We start from the raw sequence: 24,786 nt of genomic DNA, 5'->3' as shown, positions 1-24,786 counted from the left end.
CATGAGCCAGCGAACCGAGCATGTGCTGCAACAATTTAAAGACTGCATTCCTCTGCTGGAAGTGCTGACCGATGAAAATCGGCAAGCGATTATTATGCTGCTGGCACAGAACAAATCGGGAATGAACGTCAATGCGATCGCGAGCCATATAGATTTGTCCAGACCGGCTGTCTCCCATCATTTGAAGGTGTTGAAGCAGTCCGGCTTTATCACATCCGAAAAAAAAGGCGTAGAAAATTATTACGTATTGACTGTCCGCAAACCGCTTGAACAACTCAAAGCATTAATTACCGCCGTGGAAGCCGAGTGCAATGGGTCGCAGTGACTACCTAGAGATGCAAGAGAAATGTGGTAGCGAAATTGTTTTGCACAATTGGTTCGTTTGTTTAAACCAATAATCATAAACAGGAGTGATCGTACATGAAGGCCATCGTCATTGAGAATTATGGAAAAAATGCTCCATTAGTATTGACAGAACAGCCAATGCCCAGTATCGGAGAACATGATGTGCTGGTGGAAATTCATGCTGCCAGCTTAAATCCGATCGACTTTAAAATTAAAGAAGGAAAAGTGAAATTCCTGTTGAGTTACAAGTTTCCGCTGATCTTGGGCAACGATTTCTCCGGAGTTGTCGTCAAGGTTGGCGAACGGGTGAAGGCGTTTAAACCCGGAGATGAAGTTTACGGCAGGCCCCGCAAAAGCCGGATCGGCACATTGGCCGAATTCATTGCTGTGCATGAGGATGATATTTGGCTGAAACCGCAAAATTTGACCTTTGAAGAAGCGGCGTCCATACCGCTGGTTGGACTTACGACTTACCAGGCGTTTTCCGATATTTTGCATCTTCAAAAAGGCCAAAAAATCTTGATTCACGCAGGTTCGGGCGGCGTAGGCACCTTCGCCATCCAACTGGCCAAAAGGATGGGCGCTTTCGTGGCGACAACAGCAAGCGACAAAGGGTATGAACTGGTCAAATCGTTGGGGGCCGATCTCATCATTAATTATAAAAAAGAGAACTTTGAGGAAATGCTTACCGGGTATGACGCTGTCTTTGATACGCTAGGGGGAGACGTCCTGGAAAAATCGTTCCGCATCCTCAAGCCAGGCGGACAAATCGTCTCCGTCTCGGGCATGCCAAACGCAAGATTCGGAAAAGAAGCCAATTTGGGTTGGATGAAAACGGCCATGTTGTCCATCGTGAGCCGTAAAATCACAGCGCTTGAGCGGAAGACCCAAACGAAATATCACTTCCTTTTTATGAAAGCGAGCGGCGCGCAATTGAAGATCCTGACGGAAATGATCGAAGCAGGCCAGATTAAGCCTGTAATTGACAAGGTGTACCAGTTGAAAGATACCGCGCAAGCATTCGACTACCTGGAAAGCGGAAGGGCCAAAGGAAAGGTAATCGCAAAAGTAAAGTAAACAGTAATGCAAGGAAGAAAAGGCAACCGCTCCGCATGAATTGAAACAGGAACGCTTCCCTGCCATGCTGCCGACGTTTTTGGAATGCTCGCGAACTTGCACGGGCCAGACCCCGAACTGGAATTTTCCGCAGGTTGATCTGGCCCCCAAATTCCCTTATAATACCGATGTATTTTTGTGATAATCATTCTCATAAAAATCAAACAAATCAACGCTTCTTGCGCAAAAACAGGCAGGTGTGCTCGGATGAAGGAAGAGGAAAAAAAGAAAATCCATGACTTGTTGGCACATTGGACGCACGCGGCTGTTCAGGTGATCGACGTTCGGCATTTTGTGTTGCAGGCGCAAGAGTCGTGGAACAGCTACCGGCTTCCGGCCTCCAGCTATTTTTACGCTTGCAAGGGACAGGCCACGGTTCGACTGGATGGGCGCGAATATGCGGCAGACCGCTTCTTGCTGCTTCACGGCGGCAAAGGCATGGTGCTCGACGTGAAGCTGACAGACGACGAGCTATTCGCGTTTTACCTGATCTTGTACAAAGCAAAAACGTTGCTGCCGCGCCCTGCCGACCATGCGTTGCTAAACGATGGCGGCAAAGAGCCGTTTCAGTTGCCTTATGCGCTTGTGCCGCATGAGCCAACCGGACTGTACCATCTGGCCGCAACGATGGCCCGCGAATGGGACGCACAGGAGCGGCTTCGGGCAAAAGGCACGTTTTTGCAGTTTGTCCACGAGGTCATGCAGCAGCTCATTCAGCACGGGTTTCACCAAGAACAACAGCCGCTCGCCAAGCAGGTCGTCCGCTTCCTGGAAGCGCATTACACAACGCGGATTTCTTTGGAGAGCCTCGCTGAGCAGTTTTGCTACAGCGCCCGCTACTTGACCCGACTGGTCAAGGAAGAGACAGGCCACAGCCCGATTGATTACGTCATCTCACTGAGGATGGAAAAAGCGAAGGAGCTTTTGGCCCGGACGGACGCGAAGCTGCAGGAAGTAGCGGCTGCTGTCGGATACCAGGATGTGCTCTACTTCAGTCGGCTGTTCAAAAAGCATACAGGCATGACGCCGAGCGCCTTTTCCAAGCATGCCCTGGCCGCGCCTCCAGTTCCGGATCGTCTATATGGAAAGCCCGGATTATCTATTGTGGACGAGAAGGGGGAAAGCTATAGTGTTAACGATAATCGTTATCAACGAAGCTTTGGGGGGATCGTTCGCATGAACAAAAAATCAACGCGCCACATGGCAACTCTCTTCATGGTCAGTCTCGCACTGCTCGTGAGCGCGTGCTCCGGCACGGCAAGTCCGACACCGCAAGCCGAGGGGAGCGTACAGGAGCAAGCCGGAGCGGCCCAGCGCGAATTGACAGACGGGTTGGGCAACAAAGTGACCGTACCTGCGCATCCGCAGCGGATCATCGCTTCTTATCTGGAAGACCATCTGGTGGCGCTGGGCGTGAAGCCGGTCGCCCAGTGGTCGGTAGGCAAAGGCGACGTGCAGGGGTATCTGCAAAAAGATTTGGCAGGAATCCCGGCGATTCCGTATGACCTGCCGCCTGAAGTCGTGATGAGCTACAATCCCGACTTGATTATCATGGACAATGCAGAACTGGTAGCGGGAGACAAATACAGCCAGTACGCCAAAATTTCGCCGACGTACACGATTGGCAAAGAAAAGAACAGCGACTGGCGCAAAGAGCTTCTGATCGTGGGCGAGGTCCTGAACAAGAGCGAGGAAGCGAAAAAGGTACTGGCCGATTACGATACGTACGTGGCCGAAAGCAAAGAAAAGCTGAAGCAGGGCATTGGCGAAAAATCGGCGGCGGCACTGTGGGTAACGGCGAAAGCCGTCTACATGGCGCGTCAGGACTTGTCCAGCGGGGACGTGCTGTACAAAGACCTTGGGTTCAAAGTGCCTGCTGTCGTCCAGGAAATTTCCAAGTCGGGCGATGCCAACTGGAACTCCGTGTCTCTGGAAAAGCTGGCACAGCTTGACGCCGACTACCTGTTTGTCGTAAACAGCAAAGGCGTGTCCAAGGACGAGTTTCTGAAGGAGCCGGTCTGGGCGAATATCCCTGCGGTGAAAAACGGACATGTCTACGACTTTACGACAGAATCAAGCTGGTTGTACACAGGCGTGATCGCCAACCGCCAGATGATCGAGAACGTGCTGGAAAACGTATTGAAACAATAAGTCACTCACACCCCAAACCATCGTGCGCAGCAAGCGGGCGGCGGTTTGGGATTTTTTATTGCCGTCTATCATTGAGAATAGTTATCACTTATAATGATAGCCAGTTGTTTCTGGCAGCCCACAAGCCGATCTCGCTGGAAACGCTGGGCGAGTACGATGGCGATTACCTCGTGTTGACGAGCGACTCGAAAAAGCTGGCGGACTACCAGGCAGACCCGATCTGGGGCAGATTGCAGGCGGTCCAAAACGGCGGGTCTACATCTGGGGCGAGGAAAGCTCGTGGTTCCAGGACCCGATCGCCGTGCTGTCGCAGGCAGAGCTTCTGGCGGATTGGCTGGTCGCGGAAGCGAAAAAGTAGAGAGATTCCCAGCGCAAAAAGGCAACGAACCTACCGTTGCCTTTTTTGCTATTGCCCGCCTGCTCACTTTGTCTCAACCGACTTGCCGCCTGTCCGTCGCGCTTTTACATGCTTCAACTCCGCCACGATGATGAAGCTGACGATGACGAGCAAAAACCACGAGCTGATTTTGCTAAGATGCACCAGCTCCCAGCCGGAGCGCTGGTTCGGGTACGCCCAGGCGCCGAAAAAGGTGGCGATATTTTCCGCGATCCAGATGAAAAAGCCGATCAGGAAGTAGCCGAGCGGGATCGGCATGGAAAAGCGCTCGTGGGTGACGCGAAAGTACACTTTCGATCGCCAGAACACGATGAACATGAGCACCATTAACACCCAGCGCAGGTCCCAGATGAAGTGATGGGTGAAAAAATTGAGGTAGATCGCCGCACCGAGCGAGGTCACCCAGATCGGCTTCGGCCAGTTGGTCAGGCTGACGTCCAGGCGACGCCACGCCTGGCACAAATAGCTCGCGACACTCGCGTACATGAAGCCGCTGTAGAGCGGAACGCCAAACACCTTGCTGTACCCGGCCTCGGGATAGCTCCAGGAGCCCATGTGCACCTTGTATATTTCCAGACACAGTCCGATCAGGTGAAAGACCGTGATTACCTTCAACTCGTCCCGCGACTCCAGCCCGCTTTTCACCATGAACACCTGAAAAGCCAAACAGAGCAGCAAAAGCAAGTCGTATCTGGGCAGGCCAGGGATCGCGACGAATTTGGATACCGCGAGCGAAGCGAAGATGAAGACGGGAAACAGGCAAGACATGGCCTCCTGATACCCGAAGTGCAGCAGGAGGCGAATGAAGCGGATCATTCTTCGATTCCTTCGGCAGGAGTAGGGCCTTTGGCGACAGGCAAATCGTAGGAGCTCCAGTCGCTCCAGCTTCCTGCGTACAGCTTGGCGTCAGCCCGTCCTGCCTGGTGCAAGGCGAGCAGGTTGGTGCAGGCTGTGACTCCCGAGCCGCAATAGACGATGATTTCCCGGTCTGCAAAGTCGGCGATGCGAGCCTTGAGCTGCTCGGGCGGAAGCATGGTCATGTCCGCTGCCAGGTTGTCCTTGTAAAAGAAATGGCGGGCGCCAGGGATGTGTCCGGCCTTCGGATCGAGCGGCTCCTGTTCGCCGCGATAGCGCTCGCCTGCCCGCGAATCGAGCAGCACGGTTTCAGGCGTGCGCTTTTGCACGTCTTCGATGCCGACCAGCATCTCCGGGCGCGGGCGCGGGACAAACGTACGCGCCTGCGGTGTCGGCACGTCAGCGGTCACCTCGTAGCCAGCCTTTTTCCAGGCGGCGTATCCGCCATCGAGCACGGCGACGCGGTCGTGACCGAGGTAGCGCAAAAGCCACCAGAGACGTCCAGCCATCGACATTTCCTGGTCATCGTAGGCGATCACGGTCGTCTGCTCATCAATTCCTGCGCGCGAAAAAAGGGCAGCGATAGCGTTGATATCCGGGAGGGGATGGCGTCCGCCATGCTCGCCCTTTGGACCGGACAGGTCGCGATTCAGATGAAAGTAGAGCGCCCCTGGAATATGATCGACTTCGTATTCTTGCGCGCCTTGTTCGGAAGCGGACAGCGCAAAGCGGCAATCGGCGATGACGATCCGCTCGTCGTGCAAATGATCGCGGAGCCATTGTGGTGTGACAAGTGCTTGCATGGTTCACCCTGCTTTCTGATTTTTTCTTCATCATAGCAGATGACTATCCGATGGGGTACAATATTTCTAAAAAGTGGCGGAAGAGAGGAGCAACGGGATGAAGCGTGTGATCCGATACTTTTTGGAAGGCTTGCTGTACGTGATTCCACTGGCTGTGACGATTTACATTTTATACACCATTTTTACGACGGTGGACAGTTGGTTTTACAATCTGGCCAGCAACCGGTTCCATCTCCATTTTCCCGGCGTCGGAGTGCTGATTACAATTGTGGGGATTACGATTGTCGGCTTTTTGGCCTCCAACGTGCTGACGCGCGGCCTGTTGGCCGTCGTGGACAGCATTTTTGAAAAAGTGCCGTTCATCAAGCTGATTTATACCGCGATCAAGGACTTGATCGGGGCGTTCGTCGGCGACAAAAAAAGCTTCGACAAGCCGGTTCTGGTGACGCTGTCGAAGGATTCGGGAGCCAAAGTCATCGGCTTCATCACAAAAGAAAGCATGGATACATACGGGCTTGCCGATCACGTCGCCGTTTATCTCCCGCAGTCGTACAACTTTGCGGGCAATTTGCTGCTCTTTCCGAGCGAGCAGGTGCAGCCGCTCGACATGGACAGCGCCGAGGTGATGGCGTTTCTCGTCTCGGGCGGGGTATCCGGCAAAAAGGCGACCCCCAAGGCCGAAAACGAACAAAGCTGCCAGGCATGAGGCAGCTTTTCGTCTTTTTTTCTATGGAACATACAAAGGGCAGCTTCCGGCTTTACGACCAGTAGCTGCCCTGCTCTTTTTTTGCGTCCATTAACTGCTGAAAAAACCGCTGTGGCTGGAATGCTTGCGACGATAGTAGCGATGGCCATACGTTTTGTGACCGAGCTTCCACAGCGGTCCGCGATGGCGATAATCGCTGCTGCTGTATTTGCGGTAGCCGCGCCCGCCCATTTTCCAAAAAAACCGCGCGCCTTTTTTCAACAGAGCCACGACAATGATGACCGCGACAACAAACAGCACGAACCCGATCCCCAAAATGGTCAGTATGACTGACATCTGCATCGTCTCCTTTTGCCCAGCCCGTTTCGCGTTGAAAAAGCTTTTTGCGCAGGCCAGTGATCCGTATAAGTATTCTTACGGATGGGCAGAGAGGAAGTTTCAGACGGAGCAAGCCGGCTTTCGGGCAGGCGGGGCAGTGCCTGCTGCCTTTACGCGTTCAAATATTTCTCGTAAGGGGTGTAGTCGATTTGCTTGGATTGCAAGTGGGCGATGAGCCATTTGTGGTCGCGCTTGGGAGTAGCGACGATGTATCCTTTGACGATCAGCTCTGTCGTAATCGAGGTCGCTTTCTCTTCCAGGGCGATCTGCCCGATTTTGGCTGCGATCGAGCGTCTTGCCACATCGCGGAATAGCTGCGGAACAGGCTCAACCAGCTCGTTGAGCAGCGTCAGGCCTTCTTCTGTCCACAGCGAGCGCGTCTGCTCGATGTAGTAGTCCTGCCAGTCGAGATCGGACTTCCCGTCCTGTTTCGGCATGGACTTGAGGAATTTGCGAAACATGAAGTAGCCGCCGATCCCCATCAACCCGACAAGCACAAACGTCCACCCGACAATAAACAGGGAAAACCCTGTCGAAATTTCACTCATGTGCGTACACCTCGTAACCGTAATCCATAAAAATGCGCATATAGGTAAAGTGTACCTTATTTTCAGTCGAGCAACAAACTTTTTGTGCTTTTGCCCATCCTGCTGGTTTTCTCTTCCCAAGTACACATACAATTTAGTATGATTAGAATTAATCTTTATTGGGAGTGGACGCTCATGTTCAAGCTTGGACAACGCGTCGTCATTGTTGCCGACTCCTTCGAGCAAGGCTTGCCGATAGGCGAATACGGGTATTTGATCGCACGCGACCGCAACCCGGACAGTGCGTTTGCATGGGTCATTCGCATACCCAAGATAGATAAGCATATTCCAGTGGTAGAAGAAGACATCGCCCTGGAAGAAAAACTGCTGGAGGAGGAAGCGCAGCGTGTCTCGCAGGAAGCTTTGCTTGATTACGCTCTGGCGACGCGCAACGAAGCCCTCTTCAGGCAACTGATGGGCATGTCGGATGCAGAAGAGGCAAATGACGAACCAGCGAAGGAATCAATGGAGGATTTTATCCGTAAAGTAAATCTGAAAGCCTGGATATAACGATCTGCGGTTTTCCTTTTGGGGAAAATCGTTCTTCTTTGCAGGACGGGGCTTGTCCCTTGATACTATTGTGAAGGAAATGAAAGCGAGGCTGTTTCATGTCTGAATTTGTGACGTTTACCAATGAATTTGGTCAAACCATCGAGATGTCCCGGGAGGACTACCAGAAAAAAGTGATTCCGCACAATCTGGATATGTATTGGGACCAAAAAGAAAAGCTTCGTGACTTTGCGATGGAGTTGGTGAAGGAGCAATTTCATGAGCAGGCGGCTGTTGCGGCGGACAGGCTGCTTGAGCTGTACGGGCCAATTGAGTCTGCGCTCATTTTCCGCGCGGTTGTTCACATGCAGGCGAGAGAATTTGAGCGGGCGAAAACGATCCTGACCGATTGCCTGGAGCGCTTCCCTTCGTCGGGGACGGCCTGCACCAATCTGGCGAAGATTTACGCGTATGAGGGAGAAGAAGACAAAGCGTTCGAAATCTTGAATACGGGCCTGCACAAAGACCCGAACCAGGAAAACGGCCTGAACATGTACGTCGAGAGCTTTTTGCAGAGCGGCAAGCGCGAGGAGCTGCGCTCTCGCCTGGAAGCGCTCTGTGTCAAGGAAGGCGCCTGGAGGCCGCAGTTGCATCTGGCCCGCCTCGCTCTGACCGAAAACGATCTGCTGAACGCGATGAAATGGTACACGGTGGCTATCGAAGGAGCCAAAGACCGCTTCGAAGTGGTCATGACGGTAACGGGCGAGCTGGGACAGGCAGGCTATGTGTATCAACTGATCCAAATCTGTGAGAAGTTTTGGACGCCGGAGTTTCCGTATCCGTATGCCGGTTTCAACTATGCCAACGCCTTGTTGGCGACCGACCAGAAGGAAAAGGCGATTGCGATTCTGCGCACGATGCAGGAGCATCTGCCGGACAACTACAAGCCGATGGTCGACCATTTCCTCGCCCGGGTGCCCGGTGCGCTGGAAGTGGAAGCGGCGGCGCAGCAAAAAGTGGCAGCCAACAGCCAGCCTGGCGATCAGGCGGCGAAAAAGAGCTGGTGGAAGTTTTGGAAGTAGCCGAAAACGCGTACATAGCGCCCGACATCTGGCTGTCGGGCGTTTTTCTATGCGGTTGCAACAGCCTGTGCGGCGAACGGCAGGGGACAGCCACGCGCGCTTGGCGCAAAAGCCGCGAGCGAACGGGGCCGCCAGCGCCAAAAGACCGCGAGCAAAAAGGAGGACGAAGCATGCTGCACCATCTGGAGTTGTATGTAGCGGATTTGAAGCGATCCGCGGAGTTTTGGGGGTGGCTCTTGGAGGAACAGCTCGGCTATGAGCGCTACCAGCAATGGGCGAGCGGGATCAGTTGGAAGCACGGCAACACGTATCTGGTGTTCGTGCAGGCAGAGGAACGGTTTCTCGATGTGCCGTATCACCGCTGTCGCGTCGGATTGAACCATCTGGCTTTTCACGCGCGCAGCCGGGAGCAGGTGGAGGCGATTCGCGAGGAGCTGTGGCGGCGAGGCGTGCCGCTGCTCTACGAGGACCGCTATCCACACGCGGGCGGCCGGGAGCATTACGCGCTGTTTTGCGAAGACCCGGATCGGATCAAGGTGGAGATCGTAGCGCCGGAGTAAGAGAGTGGCGAAAGCGCCCCGGCAAGACACACAACCAGTGAAACAGCGCGACCATCCCCGGATGATGATCGCGCTGTTTCGTACCTCCATCTATTTAAACTGGCTGGTGAGCCGCCGCTCGAGAAAGGCGACGCCCTGGTACATCAGCGTGGCGACGACCGCGATGATGGCGAGGCTCATCATGACCATGGTAAAATTAAACACTTGGAATCCGTAAATAATCAGATAGCCCAACCCTTGCTGGGAAACGAGAAACTCGCCGACGATGACGCCCACCCAGGAAAGGCCGACATTTACCTTCAACGTGGCAAGCAAGGTCGGAATCGTCGCAGGGAGAATGACGAGGCGGAAAATTTGCCGTTTGTTGCCGCCGAGCGTCTGGACGACCTTGACGTAGTTTTGGTTGACCTCGCGAAAGCCGGAGTAGACGTTGATCGTGGTGATGATGATCGAGATCGCGCAGCCCATGGCGATGACAGACATCAGCCCCGGCCCGAAGCCGACGATGAAGACCGGGCCGAGCGCGACTTTCGGCATGCTGTTGGCGATCACGAGATACGGCTCCAGCACGCGCGACAGAAACGGGGACCACCAGATGACGGTCGCGATGACCGCCCCGAGCAGCGTGCCCAAAAGAAAGCCGATGACCGTTTCCCATACCGTCATGCCTACGTGGGGAAGCAGGCTGCCGTCCAGTAGCTGGGACCAAAACTGTGCCCAGATTTTGGAAGGGTAGCTGAAAATGAGCGCATTGATTGTGTTCGTGCGCGCAAGCAGCTCCCACAAGCCGAGAAAGGCGAGAAACAGCAGGCATTGCGTGGAAAACACCCAGTAGCGGCCCGTCGCCTCCTGCTTCAAGTAGTTGCGGTGGATGGCTTCAATGTCCTTTCGCTGCATCGGATACCACCTCCATCTCCTTCCAGACGCGATGGAACAAGTCTTGGAAGCCATCCTGGTTGCGGGCGTCGAATGGCAGAGAGTCGCGAATCGCGGCAGGGACGGCCAGCTCGCTGCTGACCCGGCCCGGGTTGCGCGAAAAAATGTAGATGCGGTCGCCCATGGCAATTGATTCGGACAGGTCGTGCGTCACCAGGATCGCGGTTTTTTTATGCTTGCGCAAGGTGGAAAAAATCAGGTCTTCCAGCTTCAGCTTCGTCTGATAGTCCAGAGCGGAAAACGGTTCATCGAGAAGCAGCACATCCGGTTGACAGGCAAGGGTGCGGACGAGGGCGACCCGCTGTCTCATGCCGCCGGACAACTGCTGCGGGGAAGCTTTGCGCACGTCGGCAAGCTCCATTTCATCGAGCAGATGCAAGGCGTATTGTTCCGTCTCCCTGGTGCGGATTCCCTGGATGTCCAGTCCGAGAAAAACGTTGTCTTCAATCGAGCGCCAGTTGAACAAATAGTCTTGCTGGAGCATGTAGCCGACCTGCCGGGACGTTCCGCGAACGGGTTTTCCATCGATCAGCACGTTTCCGGCAGTCGGCGTCTCCAGTCCCGCAACGAGGGAGAGCAGTGTCGTTTTGCCACAACCACTAGGGCCAACCATACAGATGAACTCGCCTTCCTCCACGCGCAGGTTGATGTCCTGCACCGCCATGAACGCCCTGGTCGTAGATAAATAGAGATGGGTCACGTGGGAAAGTTCAATCTTGGCCGGCGTAGAAGGAATCTGGTTCATGACGATTAATTCCCTTCCTTGGATTGTTTGGCGAAGGTGGTGTTGACCAGCTTGGTGTAATCCGCCCGTTGCTTCAACTCACCTGCCGCATCCATAATTTCTTGAAGCTGGTTCCATTCCTGTTCGTCCAACACTGGATCGGCGGCGTAGGAACCTTGCTCCAAATAGCGCTGTACGGCGTTCTCCAAAATTTGCGGGTCGATCTGCTCGAAGTATTTTCCGATGACTTCAGCCGTTTCCTTGGCGCTGTGGCTGGCAACCCACTGTTGCCCTTTGTAGACCGCATTGGTAAACTTTTGGATAGCCGAAGGATTGCTGTCGATATAGCTTTGTTTCGTCATGTAGACGGTGTAAGGGACGGTGCCACTCTCCTTGCCGAATGAGGCGACGACGTGGCCGATCCCTTCCTGTTCGAAGCGGGACGCTTCCGGCTCGAACAACTGTACATACTCGCCGGTTCCGGAAGCAAAGGAAGAGGCAATGTTTTTGAACTCGATATTCTGGATCAGCTCCAGATCGCTTTGTGGATTGATATTGTGCTTTCCCAGCACGTACTCTCCGACCATTTGCGGCATGCCGCCCTTGCGTTGACCGAGGAAGACGCTGCCTTTGAGCTGTTCAAATGAAAACGAGTCCGTTTTGTTGCGTGCGACGAGGAAAGTACCGTCTGTCTGGGTCAACTGGGCGAAGTTGACGACGACGTCTGCCGCCCCTTGCTGCGAGACGTAGATGCTCGTTTCCGAACCGACCAGAGCGACCTCGATCCCGCCGGACAGGAGCGCAGACATCACCTTGTCGCCGCCGGGAATCGTGGACAGCTCCACGTCCAGGCCTTCTTCCTTAAAAAATCCCTTTTCCAGCGCAACGTATTGGGGAGCGTAAAAAAGGGAGCGGGTTACTTCGCCAATTCTTATTTTTTCAGAAGTGCTGGAGCAGCCGGTCAAAGCGGCGAACAGAGCCAGACAGGCAGCCAGCCCCAGCGCAAAAAATCGTTTCATTATCGGGAGTCCCTCCTTGCTAGGCTGTTGTTTGTTGTAAGTTATGCGCCCAGACAAAAAAGGGTGAATGCCTACAGACCGTGACAGGCACGCTTGTGGGAAGCTCCGCCAAAGGAGAGGTGCAATAGTCGTGATCGTGACATTTTTAGGGACTGGATCAGGTGCGCCCACTACCCGCCGCAATGTGAGCGGAATCGGGCTTCGCTTTTTACAAGCAGGAAAATGGTGGCTGTTTGACTGCGGGGAAGGGACACAGCATCAACTGCTGCGCTCTCCGATGAAAATCAGCCAGTTGGACAAAATTTTCATTACGCATTTGCACGGCGATCACCTGTACGGACTGATCGGCTTGCTCGCTTCCAGATCGCTGCGTAACGGGGAGGCGCCTCCGCTTGCGCTGTACGGGCCGCCGGGGCTGGACCGCTATTTTCGCGCGATCATGGACATAAGCCCGGTGCATTTGCAATACCCGCTGGATCTGTGCATCGTCAGCGAAGGCATCGTGTACGAAGACGAGGACGTGATCGTCACATGTCGCAAGGCGAAGCACCGGGTGCCTTCGTTCGCGTACAGCGTCCTGGAAAAAGACAAGCCGGGGGCGTTTCTGGTCGAGCGGGCGAAAGCAGCGGGGGTGCCGTCCGGACCGCTGTTCGGCGCGTTGAAGCGGGGCGAGCAGGTCATGCTGCCAGACGGGCGCGTGCTGGATGGCAAAGACTTCGTCGGCGCTCCGCAGCCTGGCCGCAAAATCGTCTTCAGCGGCGATACGGAGCCGTGCCAAAGTGTCGAGGAGCTGGCAGCAGGGGCTGACTTGTTGGTACACGAGGCTACTTACGCGGATCGCGACAAGGAGCTGGCTGTGCGCAGCGGGCATTCCACGGCGAAGGAGGCCGCCGAGCTGGCGAAGCGGGCAGGCGTGAAGGCGCTCTGTCTGACGCACTTCAGCCCGCGCTATGAAGACGAGGATGGCGATTTTTCCATGGCCGACCTGCTGGCGGAAGCGCAGGCGATTTTTCCGGAGACGCAGCTCGCGGAGGATTTGGGCAGTATCGCGGTAAAGCGAGTGCGAAAAACGGTGGGAGAAACCGAGTAACCCTGCTATAATGAATAAATTATTACTTAGGAAAGAGGAGGAGCATGCAGCGAATGACGTTGCCCCTCTCACGGGAAGGCGGTTGTCCCTGGGAGGCAGAAGCAGTCAGCCGGGAAAGCGTCAGCGGATCGGGACGAGACGGCAGCTTGCCGAGGCAGGAAGCTGCATGTAACTTTTGCAAAGCCTAAGAGGCATGACTGCAAAGAACGGATTGCTGGAAAGAGAGTAACCGGCTCGTCGAGGCAAGCCCTGGCATTTTGTTCGCCAGGGCGGCGTTTTCGCCGGGAAAAAAGAGAGAGCGCAACGGGAGAGGAAAGGTGAAAGACTGTGTCCGGTAGACGGGTCAGCAGGTCGATTGTCGTGCGCTACGCCATGTTTGTTCTCGGGCTGTTTATCGGGGCATTTGGCTGTGTGCTCGCGATCAAGGCAAACCTGGGAGTGGCGCCGTGGGATACGTTCCACATCGGCTTGCAAAAAACGTTTGGCTTAACGATTGGCATCTGGTCGCAGATCGTCGGCTTGGCCGTGATTTTGTCATCGTATCTGGTTGCCAAAATCAAGCCGACCTTTGGCATGTTTTTGAACATGGTCTGTTTCGGGAGCTTTCTCGATCTGATTTTGTGGCTCGATATCGTGCCGGAGCTGTCGTCCGTTTGGTCGCGATTGGCGATGTTTTTGCTGGGCCTTGTGGTGATGAACATCGGGATCGGGATGTACTTGTCGCCTCGGCTGGGAGCCGGGCCGCGCGACAGCTTCATGCTGGCGATGAACGAGCGGCTGGGCTGGAGCATTCAGAAGGTTCGGCTGATTATTGAAGTCGCGGTCCTGATTGCCGGGGCAGCATTGGGCGGACCCGTTTCCATCGGGACGGTGCTGATCGCCCTGCTGACGGGGCCGATGATCCAGAGGACCATTCCGTTTTGGCAATCGGTCATGAAAAAGCAGTACGGCATGATGGAGCCGATCGAGCGGCGGGCGAGTTGATCTGCCGCTGTTTTTCCTCACAGCAACTACACACGTAACCAGAAATGGGCACGGACTGGGCGAGCGTCCAATCAAGATTGGCTATTCGCACATACAGTATGATTAGTTGCTGACAAAGGAGGGAAAGCGAATGAGTCTGTTCAACGGAGGATTCGACGATTTTGCTTTGATTCTGGTGTTGTTCGTATTGCTGACAATCGTTGCTTGCTCTTGCGACTAACGAGGTAACACCGGCTGCATAGGTTGGCAATAGCAAGAGGGAGAGCGTAGCTGCTCTCCCTTTTTGCTGTTTTTGTTTTGTCAGCGGCGTCAGCCGAGCTTTTCATGCACCTGCTTTTTGACGCTTGCCATTTGCTTGTCGGACAGTTTGACCCCGACCGCTTTGCTGACCTTTTTAATCAGGTCGGCAAGCTTTTTGTCATCTTTCAGGTCCTTTTTCGTAATCCCTTTCGCCAGTGACTTGATATCGTCCATTTTCCATTTCTTCTTGCTCTTTTGGTTGATTTTTTTCAGAAGATCGCTCGTTTTCTTTCCTTTTGCTTTTGCCATGCAGCACTCGCTCCTCTCCAAATGTATTTACGCCTGCCCCTTGCAAATATATGGGAGAAGCCTTCTGTTCGCTTGGACAGATCGACCGGGCTATTCGCCTATTTTGCCGGGCGATGTGCGAATGCCCAAGCAGACACAGGCGGATGTGACATAGGATGTGGCAACGCCATGCATGACAGGAGGCTAGCGGGTTGAAAATCATCAGCTTTCAGCGGGGGATGCCGTTTCACGAAATCTTGACCGATTTGCAGAAAAAAGTAATGACCAAAACGGAGAGACTTCCTTGGCGTTGTTACGACGACTGGTCTTGCCTGTGCATCAAGGAAAACATATACGAGCAGCACTGCGAACATTTTCGCAGGTATGAGGCGATGGTAGAGGAGAACGTGACGGTAAGCGTGCATGCACAGACCGAGAACGAGGACGAAATCCCGTGGGGTGTCCGCTACGTCGGAGCAGAGCGACTGTGGCGAAAAGGCAGGGGCGAGGGCGTGAAGGTCGCTGTCATTGACACGGGAATCTCCCGCAATCATTTTGATTTGAAGGGACGGATCAAAGGCGGCGTCAATTTTGTGCGCGGCAAGCAAAACGGGCATGGCACGCACGTGGCCGGGATCATCGTCGCGGAGATGAACCAGCGCGGGATTGTCGGTGTGTCTCCCGAAGCCCACTTGTACGACGTGCGTGCTTTTGACCACGAAGGCAAATCGTCGCTGTCGACGATTTTGCAGGCTTTGCAGTGGTCGATTGCCAATCAAATGGATGTCATCAACATGAGCTTCGGCATGCCGCAGTACAGTGAGGCGCTGGCGCGAGCGGTGGAAAAGGCGAACGAGCACGGCATCGTCCTGGTAGCTTCTGCGGGAAATAGCGGGGGAGAAGTAGAGTATCCGGCCAGGTACAAAGGCGTGATGGGGGTAAGCGCGATCGATCAGTCGGGCAAACTGGCGTCGTTTAGCGCGCGCGGCAAAGGTGCCAACATGAAAGCGCCTGGCGTGGAAATTTTGTCAACATGGCCCGGAAACCAGTTCAAAAAGTTGAACGGAACCTCCATGGCTGCCCCGCACGTTTCTGGTCTGATGGCGCTCGAAATCGGGCGAAAGCGAAACAAAAAGAAATAGTCCGAAGAGGACGAAAAAAAGCTCCATGGCAGCGAGGTAGCCGCGGAGCTTTTTCGTGTTCCTTCCATCGGAAAATTATTGATGGACTTTGGTGTCATGGTCTTGCTGGACGCGAAACCATATATTAAGATCATTAATGACGCTTGCTAATTCATGGATCTCGCTGTTCAGCTCACAAGAACGGGCGAAATTTTCCTCTTCCGACATCTGCCTTGTTTTTTCGATGATGACAGCTTCCACCCGTTGGATCTGATCCGGGATGGTCGCGCGGATTTCCTCCCACTCCATCAAAATGTCGGCTCGTTCCGTATGTGAATACTCCTCCCATGGCATATCCAATGCAGGAAGGCGAATACCTAATCGTTCATCGAAAATAAAATAATTGCGCAAAGGTGATCTCACTCCTCTCCACTTCCATCATACCAAAAACGGAGCAGCGCGGGGAGAGAGAAAAGCGCACGAAAGGAAGTGGCGAATGGAAAAAGGACGCGTTCTCATCGATGCCGATGCCTGCCCACGACAGGCTCTCGTCATCGCACAGGAGCTGTGCAAGGAATTCGGGTGGCTTTGCCTGACTTTTGCCAGCTACAATCATCAGATCGGCTCTGAACATCACGTAACGGTAGATGCAGGGCCACAGGCGGTCGATATGAAGCTCGCCAACGAAACCCGTCCGGGTGATGTGGTCGTGACGCAAGATATTGGACTGGCTGCGCTCATCCTCGGCAAAAAGGCGCGGCCGCTGACGCCGCACGGTCTTGTTTTTGAGCCGGAGCGAATTGCTTTTCATCTGGAGGAGCGAAACGAAAAAGCCCGCTATCGTCGCGGGGGAGGAAGAACGCGAGGCCCGGCGGCGCGTACGCGCGAAGATGACCAGCGCTTTGCGGCTGCGCTGCGCTCGCTGTTGGAGAGAGGAGAAACGTATGAAGTGGACGGCTAAGGAAAGTGGATTGATTGTGTGCGGCTTCGTCTTTGCGGTGCTTGGAGCATGGATGTTTCGCCAGTACATAGCAGGTGAGGTAGCGGGGATGGATCAGGCGGCCTTTGCGTTTTTCGCAGACGTTCGCTCGGAGGCGGCAACGACCTTTTTTCAGATGCTTACGCTCTTGGGGAACGCAACGACCTTAGCGCCGCTCGGCGTCGTGCTGGTCGCAGCCTTTTTCTTCAAAGGGCACAAGCTGGAGACGGTCGTCGTCCTGCTGACATTGGGGGTAAGCGAGGGCGCCAATGAACTGTTGAAGCTGATGTTTGCCCGTCCCCGGCCTAGTGGCTTTAATCTGATCGAGCTGCCGGATTCGTTTTCGTTCCCGAGCGGCCACGCCATGATCGCTCCTTGCTTTTACCTCATGCTCGCCCTTTTGATTGCGCGCTGGTATCAGGAGAAAAGCTGGTCGGCGTACATACAGCCGATTGCGCTCGTCGTCGTGGTGTTGCTCGCGGCAAGCCGCGTCTACCTCGGTGTGCATTATTTGAGCGACGTGCTTACGGGATTTTGCCTGTCGCTGTGCTGGTATTTTCTCGTCCGCTGGGGCTATGAAAGAAGGCTGGGGAGACGAGATTCCGTCGTCGACCCCATACCGCAATCGCGCTAGATTCGCTAAGTGGTAGAATAACCTAATTCACTCATGAGACTCAGCCATTTTTCCACGCTGGGTTTATTTTTTTTGTCTTTCGGCAGGACGATGTAGGCGGAGCGCTTCGGAGGCTTGTTTCCTGTAATCGGCAGTTCCTTGAGCGTTCCGGCAGCCAGCTCCGACTTGACGGCGGAGCGGGTCAGCAGGCTGACGCCCAGCCCTTCCTTAATCAAATCAATGGCCAGCTCCGCCTTGTCGACGGTCAGCTTGGGCACGTAGTTGCGCGGCAGCGTCTGTCTGATCCATTCGTTGAAGGGCGGTCCCCAGTTCATGTAGAGCAGCGGCAGGTTGCGAAGCTCGCGCGAGTCCACATGAGTCGACTGGGCGAAGCTGCTCTGCGGACAGCAGACGAGGACGATTTCATCGTCCCAGGTGGGAATGACCTCAAAGTTCGGCAAAGACGGCGGCACATATACGATTCCGATCTGAATGACGTTGTCGAGCAAATACTGGATGACGTCGGAGGAATGCCCGGTTTTGGTGCTGATGGCAATTTGCGGATAACGGTAATGATACTCTTTCAAGATCGGTTCGAGGGTAGAGGTCCAGATGGCGTTCAGACTGCCGATGGACAAGTAATCTTCATAAGGCTGGAGAGAAGCGACTTCGCTCAGTGCCTCGTGAGACAGCTTGAGGATTCTTTCGGCATAGGGCAAAAGCGTCAAGCCAGCCTGGGTAATTTCCACACTCCGCTTGTCGCGGATAAACAGCGGCTTCCCGACTTTTTCTTCCAGTTGCTTGATTCGCATCGTCACCGTAGACTGAACGAGATGGAGCATTTCCGCAGCCTTGGTGAAGTTTTTCGTCTGTGCCAACGTGTAGAAGGCGCGCAGTTGTTCGAAGTCCATAGCGTGTGTTTCCCTCTTATCTAAATATTTGATAACCATATACAAAAACGTTCGTTTCCCAAATTATACCCTGTTCTTTAAGCTGGGGATATCCCCAAATCATGAGAGATAGCGGGAGAGCGAGGGGTATCAAATGAAGAGGGAAATGTGGAAAGAAACACCGTTTTCTGTCAAGCTGCTCTTGACGACATCCTTTATGATGAACCTTGGTTTTTATGCCCTGATTCCGTATCTGACCTTGTACTTGACGGGCAGTATTGGATGGACGCTGGCGATGGCGGGACTCGTGCTCAGCGTGCGGCAGTTTTCCCAGCAAGGCTTTGCGTTTTTGGGCGGAGTGATGGCCGACGCCTTTGGCTACAAAGGTGCGATGGTTCTCGGCATGGCCGTGCGGGCTGTCGGGTTCGCGATGTTCGCATTCTGTACAGAGACGTGGCATTTTTTTATCGCAGCGATTTTGTCTGGCCTCGGCGGGGCGCTGTTTGACCCGGCTGGCTCGGCTGCGTTTGCGATTTTGACGCCGGATTCCATTCGCAAAGAAGTGTTTGCCTTTCGCAATGTACTCGGCAATATTGCGGTAGTCGGCTCGCAAATCGTCGGCACCGCACTCTCGGCCGTTGATTTTACGTACTTGTCGCTGTTTGCCGGAGCGATTTTTGGCGTGAACGCGCTTGTCTCCTTCTTTTTTCTGTCCCCGATCAGTGCCACCAATACACGGCACAGTATTTGGGAGAGCATGTTCACGGTGATCCGGGACAAGCGTTTTGTCCGCTTCACGTTCATCCTGATGGGCTATTATTACTTGAATATGCAAGTATTTTTGACCATACCGCTGCTCGTGGAGCATGTGACACACAGCAAAACTTCTGTCGGGATTGTCCTGTCGGCGATGTCGCTGTTCGTCATTCTTTTCCAGATGAAGGTGACGCAATGGCTGGAAGGATATCCGCATCGGCTGACCTTGATCGGCATCGGCACGCTGGTCATGGGCGTGGGGCTGTTCCTGTTTACCTTTGCCGATTCGCTGTGGATGCTGCTCATCGACGTCTTCCTGTTCGCGCTGGGCACGATGATCGCCGTGCCGAATCTGGTAGATGTCGTTCCGCGTTTTGCGCCAAAAGATTTGGTAGGAGCCTATTACGGCTTCAACGGATACTCGATTGCCATCGGCGGCTCGCTCGGCCAGGTCGCAGGCGGCTGGGTGTACGATGTCGGGCTGAAGCTGCAGGCGGCGTGGCTTCCGTGGACGATCTGTCTCGCCGTAGGCTTGTTGGTTGCCTGGATGCTCCATTTGATGGAGCAAGACACGTTCAAGCTCGGCAACGATTTGACAAAAATCGCGCAACCGTAAGCTTTTTGACGAGAAAACACGAAATGTTATTGGGCGCCCATTGAAACATTTTCCATGGGTGGTGCGTATATAACGATAGAAACGAAAACGATGGGCGTTAGGAAAGTGAGGGAATCTGATATGGAAGATATGAAAAAGCTGAAACGGATGTTGCTGGTGACGAGTTCCCTTGGATTTGCCGTCTTTGCCATGGTAGTCATAACGGAAATTGTGCGAATCTCCCTGTAGCATGGCCAAAAAATCATGACCATAAAGCGAAAAGCTTGCCTCCTTTGAACAGGAGTGCAAGCTTTTCTTTTATATTTGCTTACAGATTGTTCGCTTTGCGATAGGAGCCCAGTTCAGTGTCTGGCTGCGGCTCCAGCTTGTTTTTGAAGCGAAGCTGGTAGATCAGAATCGCAATGAGCATGAACGGAATGCCACAGTAGAGAGCGATGCGCTGCTCCGGATCAAAGGCCAGGCTGACGAGGACGCTCAGGTTCAAAATCAGCGAAACCAATGGAAGTACAGGGTACAGCGGCGTACGGAACTTCAGGTCTTCCAGCTTGCCGCCATTTTTCAGGTAGTGGCGACGAAAAGCGAGCTGGGACGCGGAAATCGAGATCCAGCCTACCTGAGCACCCAGGCCAGCGATGGACAGAAGCACCATGAACACGGTATCTTCTGCAAAAAAGCCGGACAGAAGCGAGAGCAGAGAGATGGAAAAAGTAATAATCAACGCATTCATCGGAATGCCTTTGCGGTTGACGATCGCAAGCTTGCGGGAAGCCATTCGCTCATTGGACAAGGAGTAGAGCATCCGCGTAGCGGCGTACAAGCCGGAGTTGGCTACAGACAACAGCGCAGTCAGGACGACGAAGTTCATGATGTCTGCTGCATAAGGGATACCGATGCTGTCAAACACGACGACAAACGGGCTTTCGATCACGCCAGCCTGTTGGTACGGAATCATCCCGGCCACGATGGCAATCGCCAAAATGAAGAAGACGAGCGTGCGCCACACGGTAGCGCGAATGGACTTCGGAATCGTTTTCTCCGGTTCCTTGCTCTCGCCGGCCGCGATACCGATCAGTTCGGTACCCTGGAAGGAGAAGTTCACCGTAATCATCGTCATCAACAGGCCGGTAATGCCAAACGGAAGCAGCGGACTGCTGGTGAAGTTGGAGAACATCGGAGCAGGTTGTCCATTTTTCATGTCAATCAAGCCGAACATAGCCGCTCCACCCAAGATGATAAACAGGATGATAGCGCTTACTTTAATGCTGGAAAACCAGAATTCGGACTCACCGAACGCACGGGCAGAAAGCGCATTCAACAGGAACAGAAGGACACCGAAGATGGCGCACCACATCCAGACCGGAGAGTCAGGGAACCAGCGCTGCATCAACAGACCGGAAGACAAAAGCTCGAGGGCGACGGTTACGGCCCAGCCGAGCCAGTACAGCCAGCCTACGCCGAAGCCAAGGGACGGACTGACGAACCGGGTCATGTACGTTTGGAACGAACCAGCTACCGGCATCGCTACAGTCAGCTCGCCAAGGCAGAGCATGGTCAAATACATGATAAAGCCGCCGACCAGAAAAGAAAGGATCGTGCCAACGGGTCCAGCCTGGCTTAACGTATAGCCAGAACCGAGAAACAGTCCGGTCCCGATCACGCCTCCAAGAGAAATCATGAAGAGGTGCCTACTGTTCATACTGCGTTTTAGTTCATTGTGCTGTTCGTTGCTGCTTGGTGTCATAAAACCCTCTCCTTCACGCGAGAAATATTGATTTGATGAATGCGTTTTCAGGCGTGCTATATGTTTTGCAAGAATGATACCAAAAGTATCAGCGCAAGCAAATCATCTTTGTCAGGTAGATTATGGAGAAGAGTGCAAAGAAAATGGGCGTTTCTGTGCAAAAAAAATAAAAAAACGCCAAAAATTTTGGCGTCGTAAAATGAAGAAGCAAGCCGCTTATCCTCTGATTCCCAATTTGCGCAGGCGGTACTGCAAGCTTTGCCGACTGATTTGCAGTTCCTTGGCCGCGCGCGAGATGTTGCCGTTGTAGCGGTCTACGACGTGATGAATATAGGCGGTTTCAAACTCCTGCATCGTTTCCTTCAGCGATTTACCTTCCACAATAAACGGAAGAGAGCGGGGAGACGCTTGCTCGCTTGCGGTCGCGCTGGCAGGGGAGCGGCGCAAAAAGTGCAGCGGCAAGTGCTCGTAGCGGATCGTCGTCTCGTCCACCATCAAGTTCATCGCCCCTTCGATGAGATGCTGCAGTTCCCGGACGTTGCCGGGCCAGTCGTGCTCCTGAAAAAATTGCAGGACGTCGCTCGCGACACCTGTCACTTCCATTTGAAACAGCTCATTGTACTTTTCAATAAAATGCGAAACGAGCATCGGGATGTCTTCCTTGCGCTCGCGCAGCGGAGGCAGGAACAGGGTGACGACGCCAAGGCGGTAGTACAAGTCTTTTCGCAAATGAGAATTGGCGATCGCCTCTACCGGGTCTTCGTTGATAGCGGCGATGATGCGCACGTCAATCGCCCGATCCTTCGTGTCGCCGATGCGCCTGATCGACTTCTCCTGCAGGGCGCGCAACAATTTGGCCTGGAGAGGCATACTAAGCGAGTTGATTTCATCAAGAAACAACGTGCCGCCTTCTGCCTGCTCGAACAAGCCCGGTCTTTCCACCGCTCCGGTAAAAGCGCCGCGGGCCGTGCCAAACAGCAAGCCTTCAATCAGGCTGTCGGGAAGCGCCGCGCAGTTTTGCGAGATGAGCGGGCCGGATGAGCGCAGGCTGGCATTGTGGATGCTTTGCACGAACAGTTCTTTGCCTGCTCCGGTTTCGCCGACGACGAGCACGGAGGAGGAGGTGCGCGCTGCCCGCTTGGCGTTTTCGATCACGTCGAGAATCGCTCCGCTTTTTCCGATAATCTGGTCAAACGTGTAGCGGGAGCCGTTTTTCGCAAGCAAGTTTTCGCGGATGAGCCGCTCCATCTTTGTCACATCGTTGGCGATCTCCATCGCGCCGATGATTTGCCCGTTTTCGATGATCGGGTATGTATTGTTGATGGTCGTAATTTCTTTTTGCTTGTCGTTGAAATACGTTTGCCGCGTATTGCGTATGCTATTTCCTGTCCGCAAGCAGGTGAGCAGCGTGCTCTCCTGTCCGCTGTGGAACTGGAACACCTCTGACAGAGGCTTGTGCAGGACGTCCTGGCGTGCCATCGACTCCAGCTCGGTCATTTTCTGGTTGTACACGATCGTCGTTCCGGTGGCGTCAATCACGTGGACGCCCTCATTCATTCTGTCTAGGATATGCTCGTAGATGCGAAGTAGCGTTTCGAGGGAGTTTTCTTGCCTTGAAGACGACACAATGGTTCACCAGCCTTTCTTCGTGACAGTATCATATCATACAAACGACTGCGTGCAAAATGATTATGCACCTGCAAAATAATACGGGAAGGACCTGCAAAATTTTTTTGCTCAAAACGGCCCGTTCCCCGTCATTTCCTTTGTTTTTTACATTGGCATCATTCTTGCTTGGATAAGATTAGCAAGTGAAATCGAAGGAGGCTATCAGCATGACGAAAACAAAAGTTGTCATTGAACAAACCGAAAAATACGGCGCACACAACTACCATCCACTACCGATCGTCATCTCCAAGGCAGAAGGCGTATGGGTAGAAGACCCGGAAGGCAATAAATATTTGGATATGCTGAGCGCGTACTCCGCTCTGAACCAGGGACACCGCCATCCGCGCATCATCCAGGCGCTGAAAGATCAGGCAGACAAAGTAACGCTGACCTCCCGCGCTTTTTACAACGATCAGTTGGGCGAATTTTACGAGAAGCTGTCCGCACTGACAGGCAAAGAGATGATCTTGCCGATGAACACAGGCGCGGAAGCAGTGGAAACCGCTCTCAAAGCTGTTCGTCGCTGGGCTTACGACGTGAAAAAAGTACCGGAAAACCAGGCGGAAATCATCGTCTGTGAAGGCAACTTCCACGGCCGCACCGTGACTGTTACGTCCTTCTCTTCCGCAGAAGAGTACAGACGCGGCTTCGGACCGTTCACGCCTGGCTTCAAAATCATCCCTTACGGCGACATCGAGGCGCTGAAGCAAGCGATCACGCCAAATACAGCCGCGTTCATGCTCGAGCCGATCCAGGGCGAAGCGGGGATCATCATTCCGCAAGAGGGCTTCCTGAAACAAGCGCAAGAAGTATGTAAAGCAAACAACGTCCTGCTCGTCTGCGACGAAATCCAGACCGGCTTCGGACGTACAGGCAAACTGTTCGCAAGCGACTGGGAAGACGTCAAGCCAGACATGTACATTATGGGGAAAGCGCTTGGCGGCGGGGTATTCCCGATCTCTGCCGTTGCAGCGGACAAAGAAATTCTCAGCGTGTTCGAACCAGGCTCCCACGGCTCTACCTTCGGTGGAAACCCGCTCGGCTGCGCTGTAGCCGTAGCGGCGATGGACGTTCTCGCTGACGAAGGTCTTGTCCAACGTTCCCTGGAGATGGGAGAGTACTTCATGGAAAAACTGAAGGAAATCAACAACCCGATCATCAAGGAAATTCGCGGCCGCGGCCTGTTCATCGGCCTGGAGCTGACGACTGCTGCCCGTCCTTACTGCGAGAAGCTGAAAGAGCTGGGTCTTCTGTGCAAGGAAACGCACGAAACGACCATCCGCTTTGCACCGCCGCTCGTAATTAGCAAGGAAGACCTCGACTGGGCGATCGAGCGCATCAAGCAAGTATTGCACGTTTCCGAAACAGCAAACGCGTAACAAACACAAACAGCCTTCCGATTCAGGAGGGCTGTTTCTTTGTTTGAAAGGGAAAAAGGAAAGAGCAGTCGCAATCGTTCGACAAATTTCGACTGTCTGTGGATAAAAGTGGAATAAATATCCACATACGTATAGCGGCGTTTTCTGTTGTTACACACAGATTGCCCACAAGTTACTCACAGCATTTCCACATCGTTTGTGGATATCAGAACGGTTGTTCGATACTCTATCATCTGGTACAATGAACGCATACGAGAGGATGGAGGTGAGCAA

Annotated in this window: 28 protein-coding genes; 15 read left to right on the top strand and 13 right to left on the bottom strand. The window is 53.8% G+C overall.

The genetic code is table 11. From position 1 onward, the window contains the following. The first annotated feature begins 1 nt into the window (after position 1). The 3 genes from AC27IT_RS07185 (at position 2) to AC27IT_RS07175 (ending at position 3,612) form a co-directional block, all read left to right on the top strand. Positions 2 to 325 carry an ArsR/SmtB family transcription factor gene (locus AC27IT_RS07185; RefSeq protein WP_221842753.1) on the top strand — a complete coding sequence of 108 codons (324 nt, stop codon included), beginning with the start codon at positions 2 to 4 and terminating at the stop codon, positions 323 to 325. A 95-nt stretch (positions 326 to 420) separates the two neighbouring features. After that, entirely contained in the window at positions 421 to 1,422 is a 1,002-nt protein-coding gene (locus AC27IT_RS07180; protein WP_487091699.1) for an NADP-dependent oxidoreductase, read from the top strand. A gap of 246 nt (positions 1,423 to 1,668) precedes the next feature. Next, complete coding sequence (locus AC27IT_RS07175) at positions 1,669 to 3,612, top strand: AraC family transcriptional regulator (RefSeq protein WP_081414681.1); 1,944 nt, start codon at positions 1,669 to 1,671, stop codon at positions 3,610 to 3,612. 255 nt (positions 3,613 to 3,867) lie between these two features. Here the strand turns inward: AC27IT_RS07175 and AC27IT_RS07170 are convergent, their stop codons facing one another. The 3 genes from AC27IT_RS07170 to AC27IT_RS07160 are packed head-to-tail and all read right to left on the bottom strand — an operon-like array spanning position 3,868 to position 5,667. Next, positions 3,868 to 4,047: a hypothetical protein gene (locus AC27IT_RS07170; RefSeq protein ID WP_129552215.1), complete on the bottom strand. Its 180-nt coding sequence runs from the start codon at positions 4,045 to 4,047 to the stop codon at positions 3,868 to 3,870. Next, a complete protein-coding gene (locus tag AC27IT_RS07165) occupies positions 4,034 to 4,825 on the bottom strand; it encodes a DUF817 domain-containing protein (protein ID WP_005827063.1) in 792 nt (263 codons plus the stop codon). Before AC27IT_RS07165 ends, AC27IT_RS07170 begins: the two co-directional genes overlap by 14 nt. Further along, positions 4,822 to 5,667 carry a sulfurtransferase gene (locus AC27IT_RS07160; protein WP_005827065.1) on the bottom strand — a complete coding sequence of 282 codons (846 nt, stop codon included), beginning with the start codon at positions 5,665 to 5,667 and terminating at the stop codon, positions 4,822 to 4,824. The genes AC27IT_RS07165 and AC27IT_RS07160 overlap by 4 nt, the downstream gene beginning before the upstream one ends. A gap of 97 nt (positions 5,668 to 5,764) precedes the next feature. Here AC27IT_RS07160 and AC27IT_RS07155 point away from each other — a divergent pair, with 97 nt between their 5' ends. Then, positions 5,765 to 6,373 carry a DUF502 domain-containing protein gene (locus AC27IT_RS07155; protein ID WP_025848451.1) on the top strand — a complete coding sequence of 203 codons (609 nt, stop codon included), beginning with the start codon at positions 5,765 to 5,767 and terminating at the stop codon, positions 6,371 to 6,373. 90 nt (positions 6,374 to 6,463) lie between these two features. Here the strand turns inward: AC27IT_RS07155 and AC27IT_RS07150 are convergent, their stop codons facing one another. Both AC27IT_RS07150 and AC27IT_RS07145 read right to left on the bottom strand, forming a co-directional pair. After that, complete coding sequence (locus AC27IT_RS07150; RefSeq protein ID WP_005827069.1) at positions 6,464 to 6,709, bottom strand: hypothetical protein; 246 nt, start codon at positions 6,707 to 6,709, stop codon at positions 6,464 to 6,466. A gap of 152 nt (positions 6,710 to 6,861) precedes the next feature. Beyond that, positions 6,862 to 7,299: a DUF2621 domain-containing protein gene (locus tag AC27IT_RS07145; RefSeq protein WP_487091698.1), complete on the bottom strand. Its 438-nt coding sequence runs from the start codon at positions 7,297 to 7,299 to the stop codon at positions 6,862 to 6,864. Between the two features lie 174 nt (positions 7,300 to 7,473). On the opposite strand from AC27IT_RS07145, the gene AC27IT_RS07140 reads away from it, so the two are divergent. From AC27IT_RS07140 to AC27IT_RS07130, 3 genes are all read left to right on the top strand, one after another. Next, on the top strand, positions 7,474 to 7,848 hold the full coding sequence (locus AC27IT_RS07140; RefSeq protein ID WP_005827074.1) for a hypothetical protein: 375 nt from the start codon (positions 7,474 to 7,476) through the stop codon (positions 7,846 to 7,848). A 98-nt stretch (positions 7,849 to 7,946) separates the two neighbouring features. Continuing rightward, positions 7,947 to 8,909, top strand: coding sequence for a tetratricopeptide repeat protein (locus AC27IT_RS07135; protein WP_007785184.1), 963 nt, complete (start codon positions 7,947 to 7,949; stop codon positions 8,907 to 8,909). Positions 8,910 to 9,079: 170 nt separating this feature from the next. After that, on the top strand, positions 9,080 to 9,469 hold the full coding sequence (locus AC27IT_RS07130) for a VOC family protein (RefSeq protein ID WP_007785186.1): 390 nt from the start codon (positions 9,080 to 9,082) through the stop codon (positions 9,467 to 9,469). A gap of 90 nt (positions 9,470 to 9,559) precedes the next feature. On the opposite strand, the gene AC27IT_RS07125 is transcribed toward AC27IT_RS07130, so the two are convergent. Genes AC27IT_RS07125 through AC27IT_RS07115 form a run of 3 tightly spaced genes read right to left on the bottom strand, consistent with a single transcriptional unit; the run spans position 9,560 to position 12,148 of the window. Then, on the bottom strand, positions 9,560 to 10,366 hold the full coding sequence (locus AC27IT_RS07125; RefSeq protein ID WP_005827080.1) for an ABC transporter permease: 807 nt from the start codon (positions 10,364 to 10,366) through the stop codon (positions 9,560 to 9,562). Next, on the bottom strand, positions 10,347 to 11,150 hold the full coding sequence (locus tag AC27IT_RS07120; RefSeq protein ID WP_005827083.1) for an ABC transporter ATP-binding protein: 804 nt from the start codon (positions 11,148 to 11,150) through the stop codon (positions 10,347 to 10,349). Before AC27IT_RS07120 ends, AC27IT_RS07125 begins: the two co-directional genes overlap by 20 nt. Positions 11,151 to 11,155: 5 nt before the next feature. Further along, on the bottom strand, positions 11,156 to 12,148 hold the full coding sequence (locus tag AC27IT_RS07115) for an ABC transporter substrate-binding protein (protein WP_283859120.1): 993 nt from the start codon (positions 12,146 to 12,148) through the stop codon (positions 11,156 to 11,158). 130 nt (positions 12,149 to 12,278) lie between these two features. Between AC27IT_RS07115 and rnz the strand changes: the two genes are divergently transcribed. The 3 genes from rnz to AC27IT_RS07100 all read left to right on the top strand — a co-directional run bounded on the left by rnz (position 12,279) and on the right by AC27IT_RS07100 (position 14,442). Continuing rightward, a complete protein-coding gene (gene rnz / locus AC27IT_RS07110; protein ID WP_025848458.1) occupies positions 12,279 to 13,238 on the top strand; it encodes a ribonuclease Z in 960 nt (319 codons plus the stop codon). Positions 13,239 to 13,565: 327 nt separating this feature from the next. Continuing rightward, positions 13,566 to 14,222 carry a YczE/YyaS/YitT family protein gene (locus AC27IT_RS07105; protein ID WP_025848460.1) on the top strand — a complete coding sequence of 219 codons (657 nt, stop codon included), beginning with the start codon at positions 13,566 to 13,568 and terminating at the stop codon, positions 14,220 to 14,222. A gap of 130 nt (positions 14,223 to 14,352) precedes the next feature. Then, complete coding sequence (locus AC27IT_RS07100) at positions 14,353 to 14,442, top strand: YjcZ family sporulation protein (protein ID WP_007785194.1); 90 nt, start codon at positions 14,353 to 14,355, stop codon at positions 14,440 to 14,442. Positions 14,443 to 14,531: 89 nt separating this feature from the next. On the opposite strand, the gene AC27IT_RS07095 is transcribed toward AC27IT_RS07100, so the two are convergent. Continuing rightward, positions 14,532 to 14,771, bottom strand: a complete 240-nt coding sequence (locus tag AC27IT_RS07095) for a stage VI sporulation protein F (protein ID WP_007785196.1) — start codon at positions 14,769 to 14,771, stop codon at positions 14,532 to 14,534. A 191-nt stretch (positions 14,772 to 14,962) separates the two neighbouring features. Between AC27IT_RS07095 and AC27IT_RS07090 the strand changes: the two genes are divergently transcribed. Continuing rightward, positions 14,963 to 15,892 carry a S8 family peptidase gene (locus tag AC27IT_RS07090; protein WP_005827093.1) on the top strand — a complete coding sequence of 310 codons (930 nt, stop codon included), beginning with the start codon at positions 14,963 to 14,965 and terminating at the stop codon, positions 15,890 to 15,892. 75 nt (positions 15,893 to 15,967) lie between these two features. On the opposite strand, the gene AC27IT_RS07085 is transcribed toward AC27IT_RS07090, so the two are convergent. Then, positions 15,968 to 16,294: a hypothetical protein gene (locus AC27IT_RS07085; RefSeq protein ID WP_026557037.1), complete on the bottom strand. Its 327-nt coding sequence runs from the start codon at positions 16,292 to 16,294 to the stop codon at positions 15,968 to 15,970. A 73-nt stretch (positions 16,295 to 16,367) separates the two neighbouring features. Between AC27IT_RS07085 and AC27IT_RS07080 the strand changes: the two genes are divergently transcribed. Beyond that, positions 16,368 to 16,832, top strand: a complete 465-nt coding sequence (locus AC27IT_RS07080; RefSeq protein ID WP_005827098.1) for a YaiI/YqxD family protein — start codon at positions 16,368 to 16,370, stop codon at positions 16,830 to 16,832. Then, positions 16,816 to 17,484, top strand: coding sequence for a phosphatase PAP2 family protein (locus AC27IT_RS07075; RefSeq protein WP_487091697.1), 669 nt, complete (start codon positions 16,816 to 16,818; stop codon positions 17,482 to 17,484). Before AC27IT_RS07080 ends, AC27IT_RS07075 begins: the two co-directional genes overlap by 17 nt. Before the next feature lie 5 nt (positions 17,485 to 17,489). On the opposite strand, the gene AC27IT_RS07070 is transcribed toward AC27IT_RS07075, so the two are convergent. Beyond that, positions 17,490 to 18,374, bottom strand: coding sequence for a LysR family transcriptional regulator (locus AC27IT_RS07070; protein WP_005827103.1), 885 nt, complete (start codon positions 18,372 to 18,374; stop codon positions 17,490 to 17,492). Positions 18,375 to 18,507: 133 nt separating this feature from the next. Here AC27IT_RS07070 and AC27IT_RS07065 point away from each other — a divergent pair, with 133 nt between their 5' ends. Then, on the top strand, positions 18,508 to 19,725 hold the full coding sequence (locus AC27IT_RS07065) for an MDR family MFS transporter (protein WP_007785202.1): 1,218 nt from the start codon (positions 18,508 to 18,510) through the stop codon (positions 19,723 to 19,725). 307 nt (positions 19,726 to 20,032) lie between these two features. Here AC27IT_RS07065 and AC27IT_RS07060 read toward each other — a convergent pair whose 3' ends face one another. Then, a complete protein-coding gene (locus tag AC27IT_RS07060; protein WP_238500510.1) occupies positions 20,033 to 21,466 on the bottom strand; it encodes an amino acid permease in 1,434 nt (477 codons plus the stop codon). Between the two features lie 216 nt (positions 21,467 to 21,682). After that, positions 21,683 to 23,023, bottom strand: a complete 1,341-nt coding sequence (locus tag AC27IT_RS07055) for a sigma-54 interaction domain-containing protein (RefSeq protein WP_206699438.1) — start codon at positions 23,021 to 23,023, stop codon at positions 21,683 to 21,685. A 278-nt stretch (positions 23,024 to 23,301) separates the two neighbouring features. Between AC27IT_RS07055 and AC27IT_RS07050 the strand changes: the two genes are divergently transcribed. Next, positions 23,302 to 24,513 (top strand): ornithine--oxo-acid transaminase, encoded by a 1,212-nt coding sequence (locus AC27IT_RS07050; protein WP_429776871.1) that lies wholly within the window; start codon positions 23,302 to 23,304, stop codon positions 24,511 to 24,513. The last annotated feature ends 273 nt before the right edge of the window (positions 24,514 to 24,786 follow it).

The sequence above is a fragment of the Brevibacillus sp. YAE8 genome, from assembly GCF_057543335.1.
The sequence above is the reverse complement of the archived record's forward strand: the minus strand, read 5'-3'. Positions and strand labels throughout refer to the sequence as shown.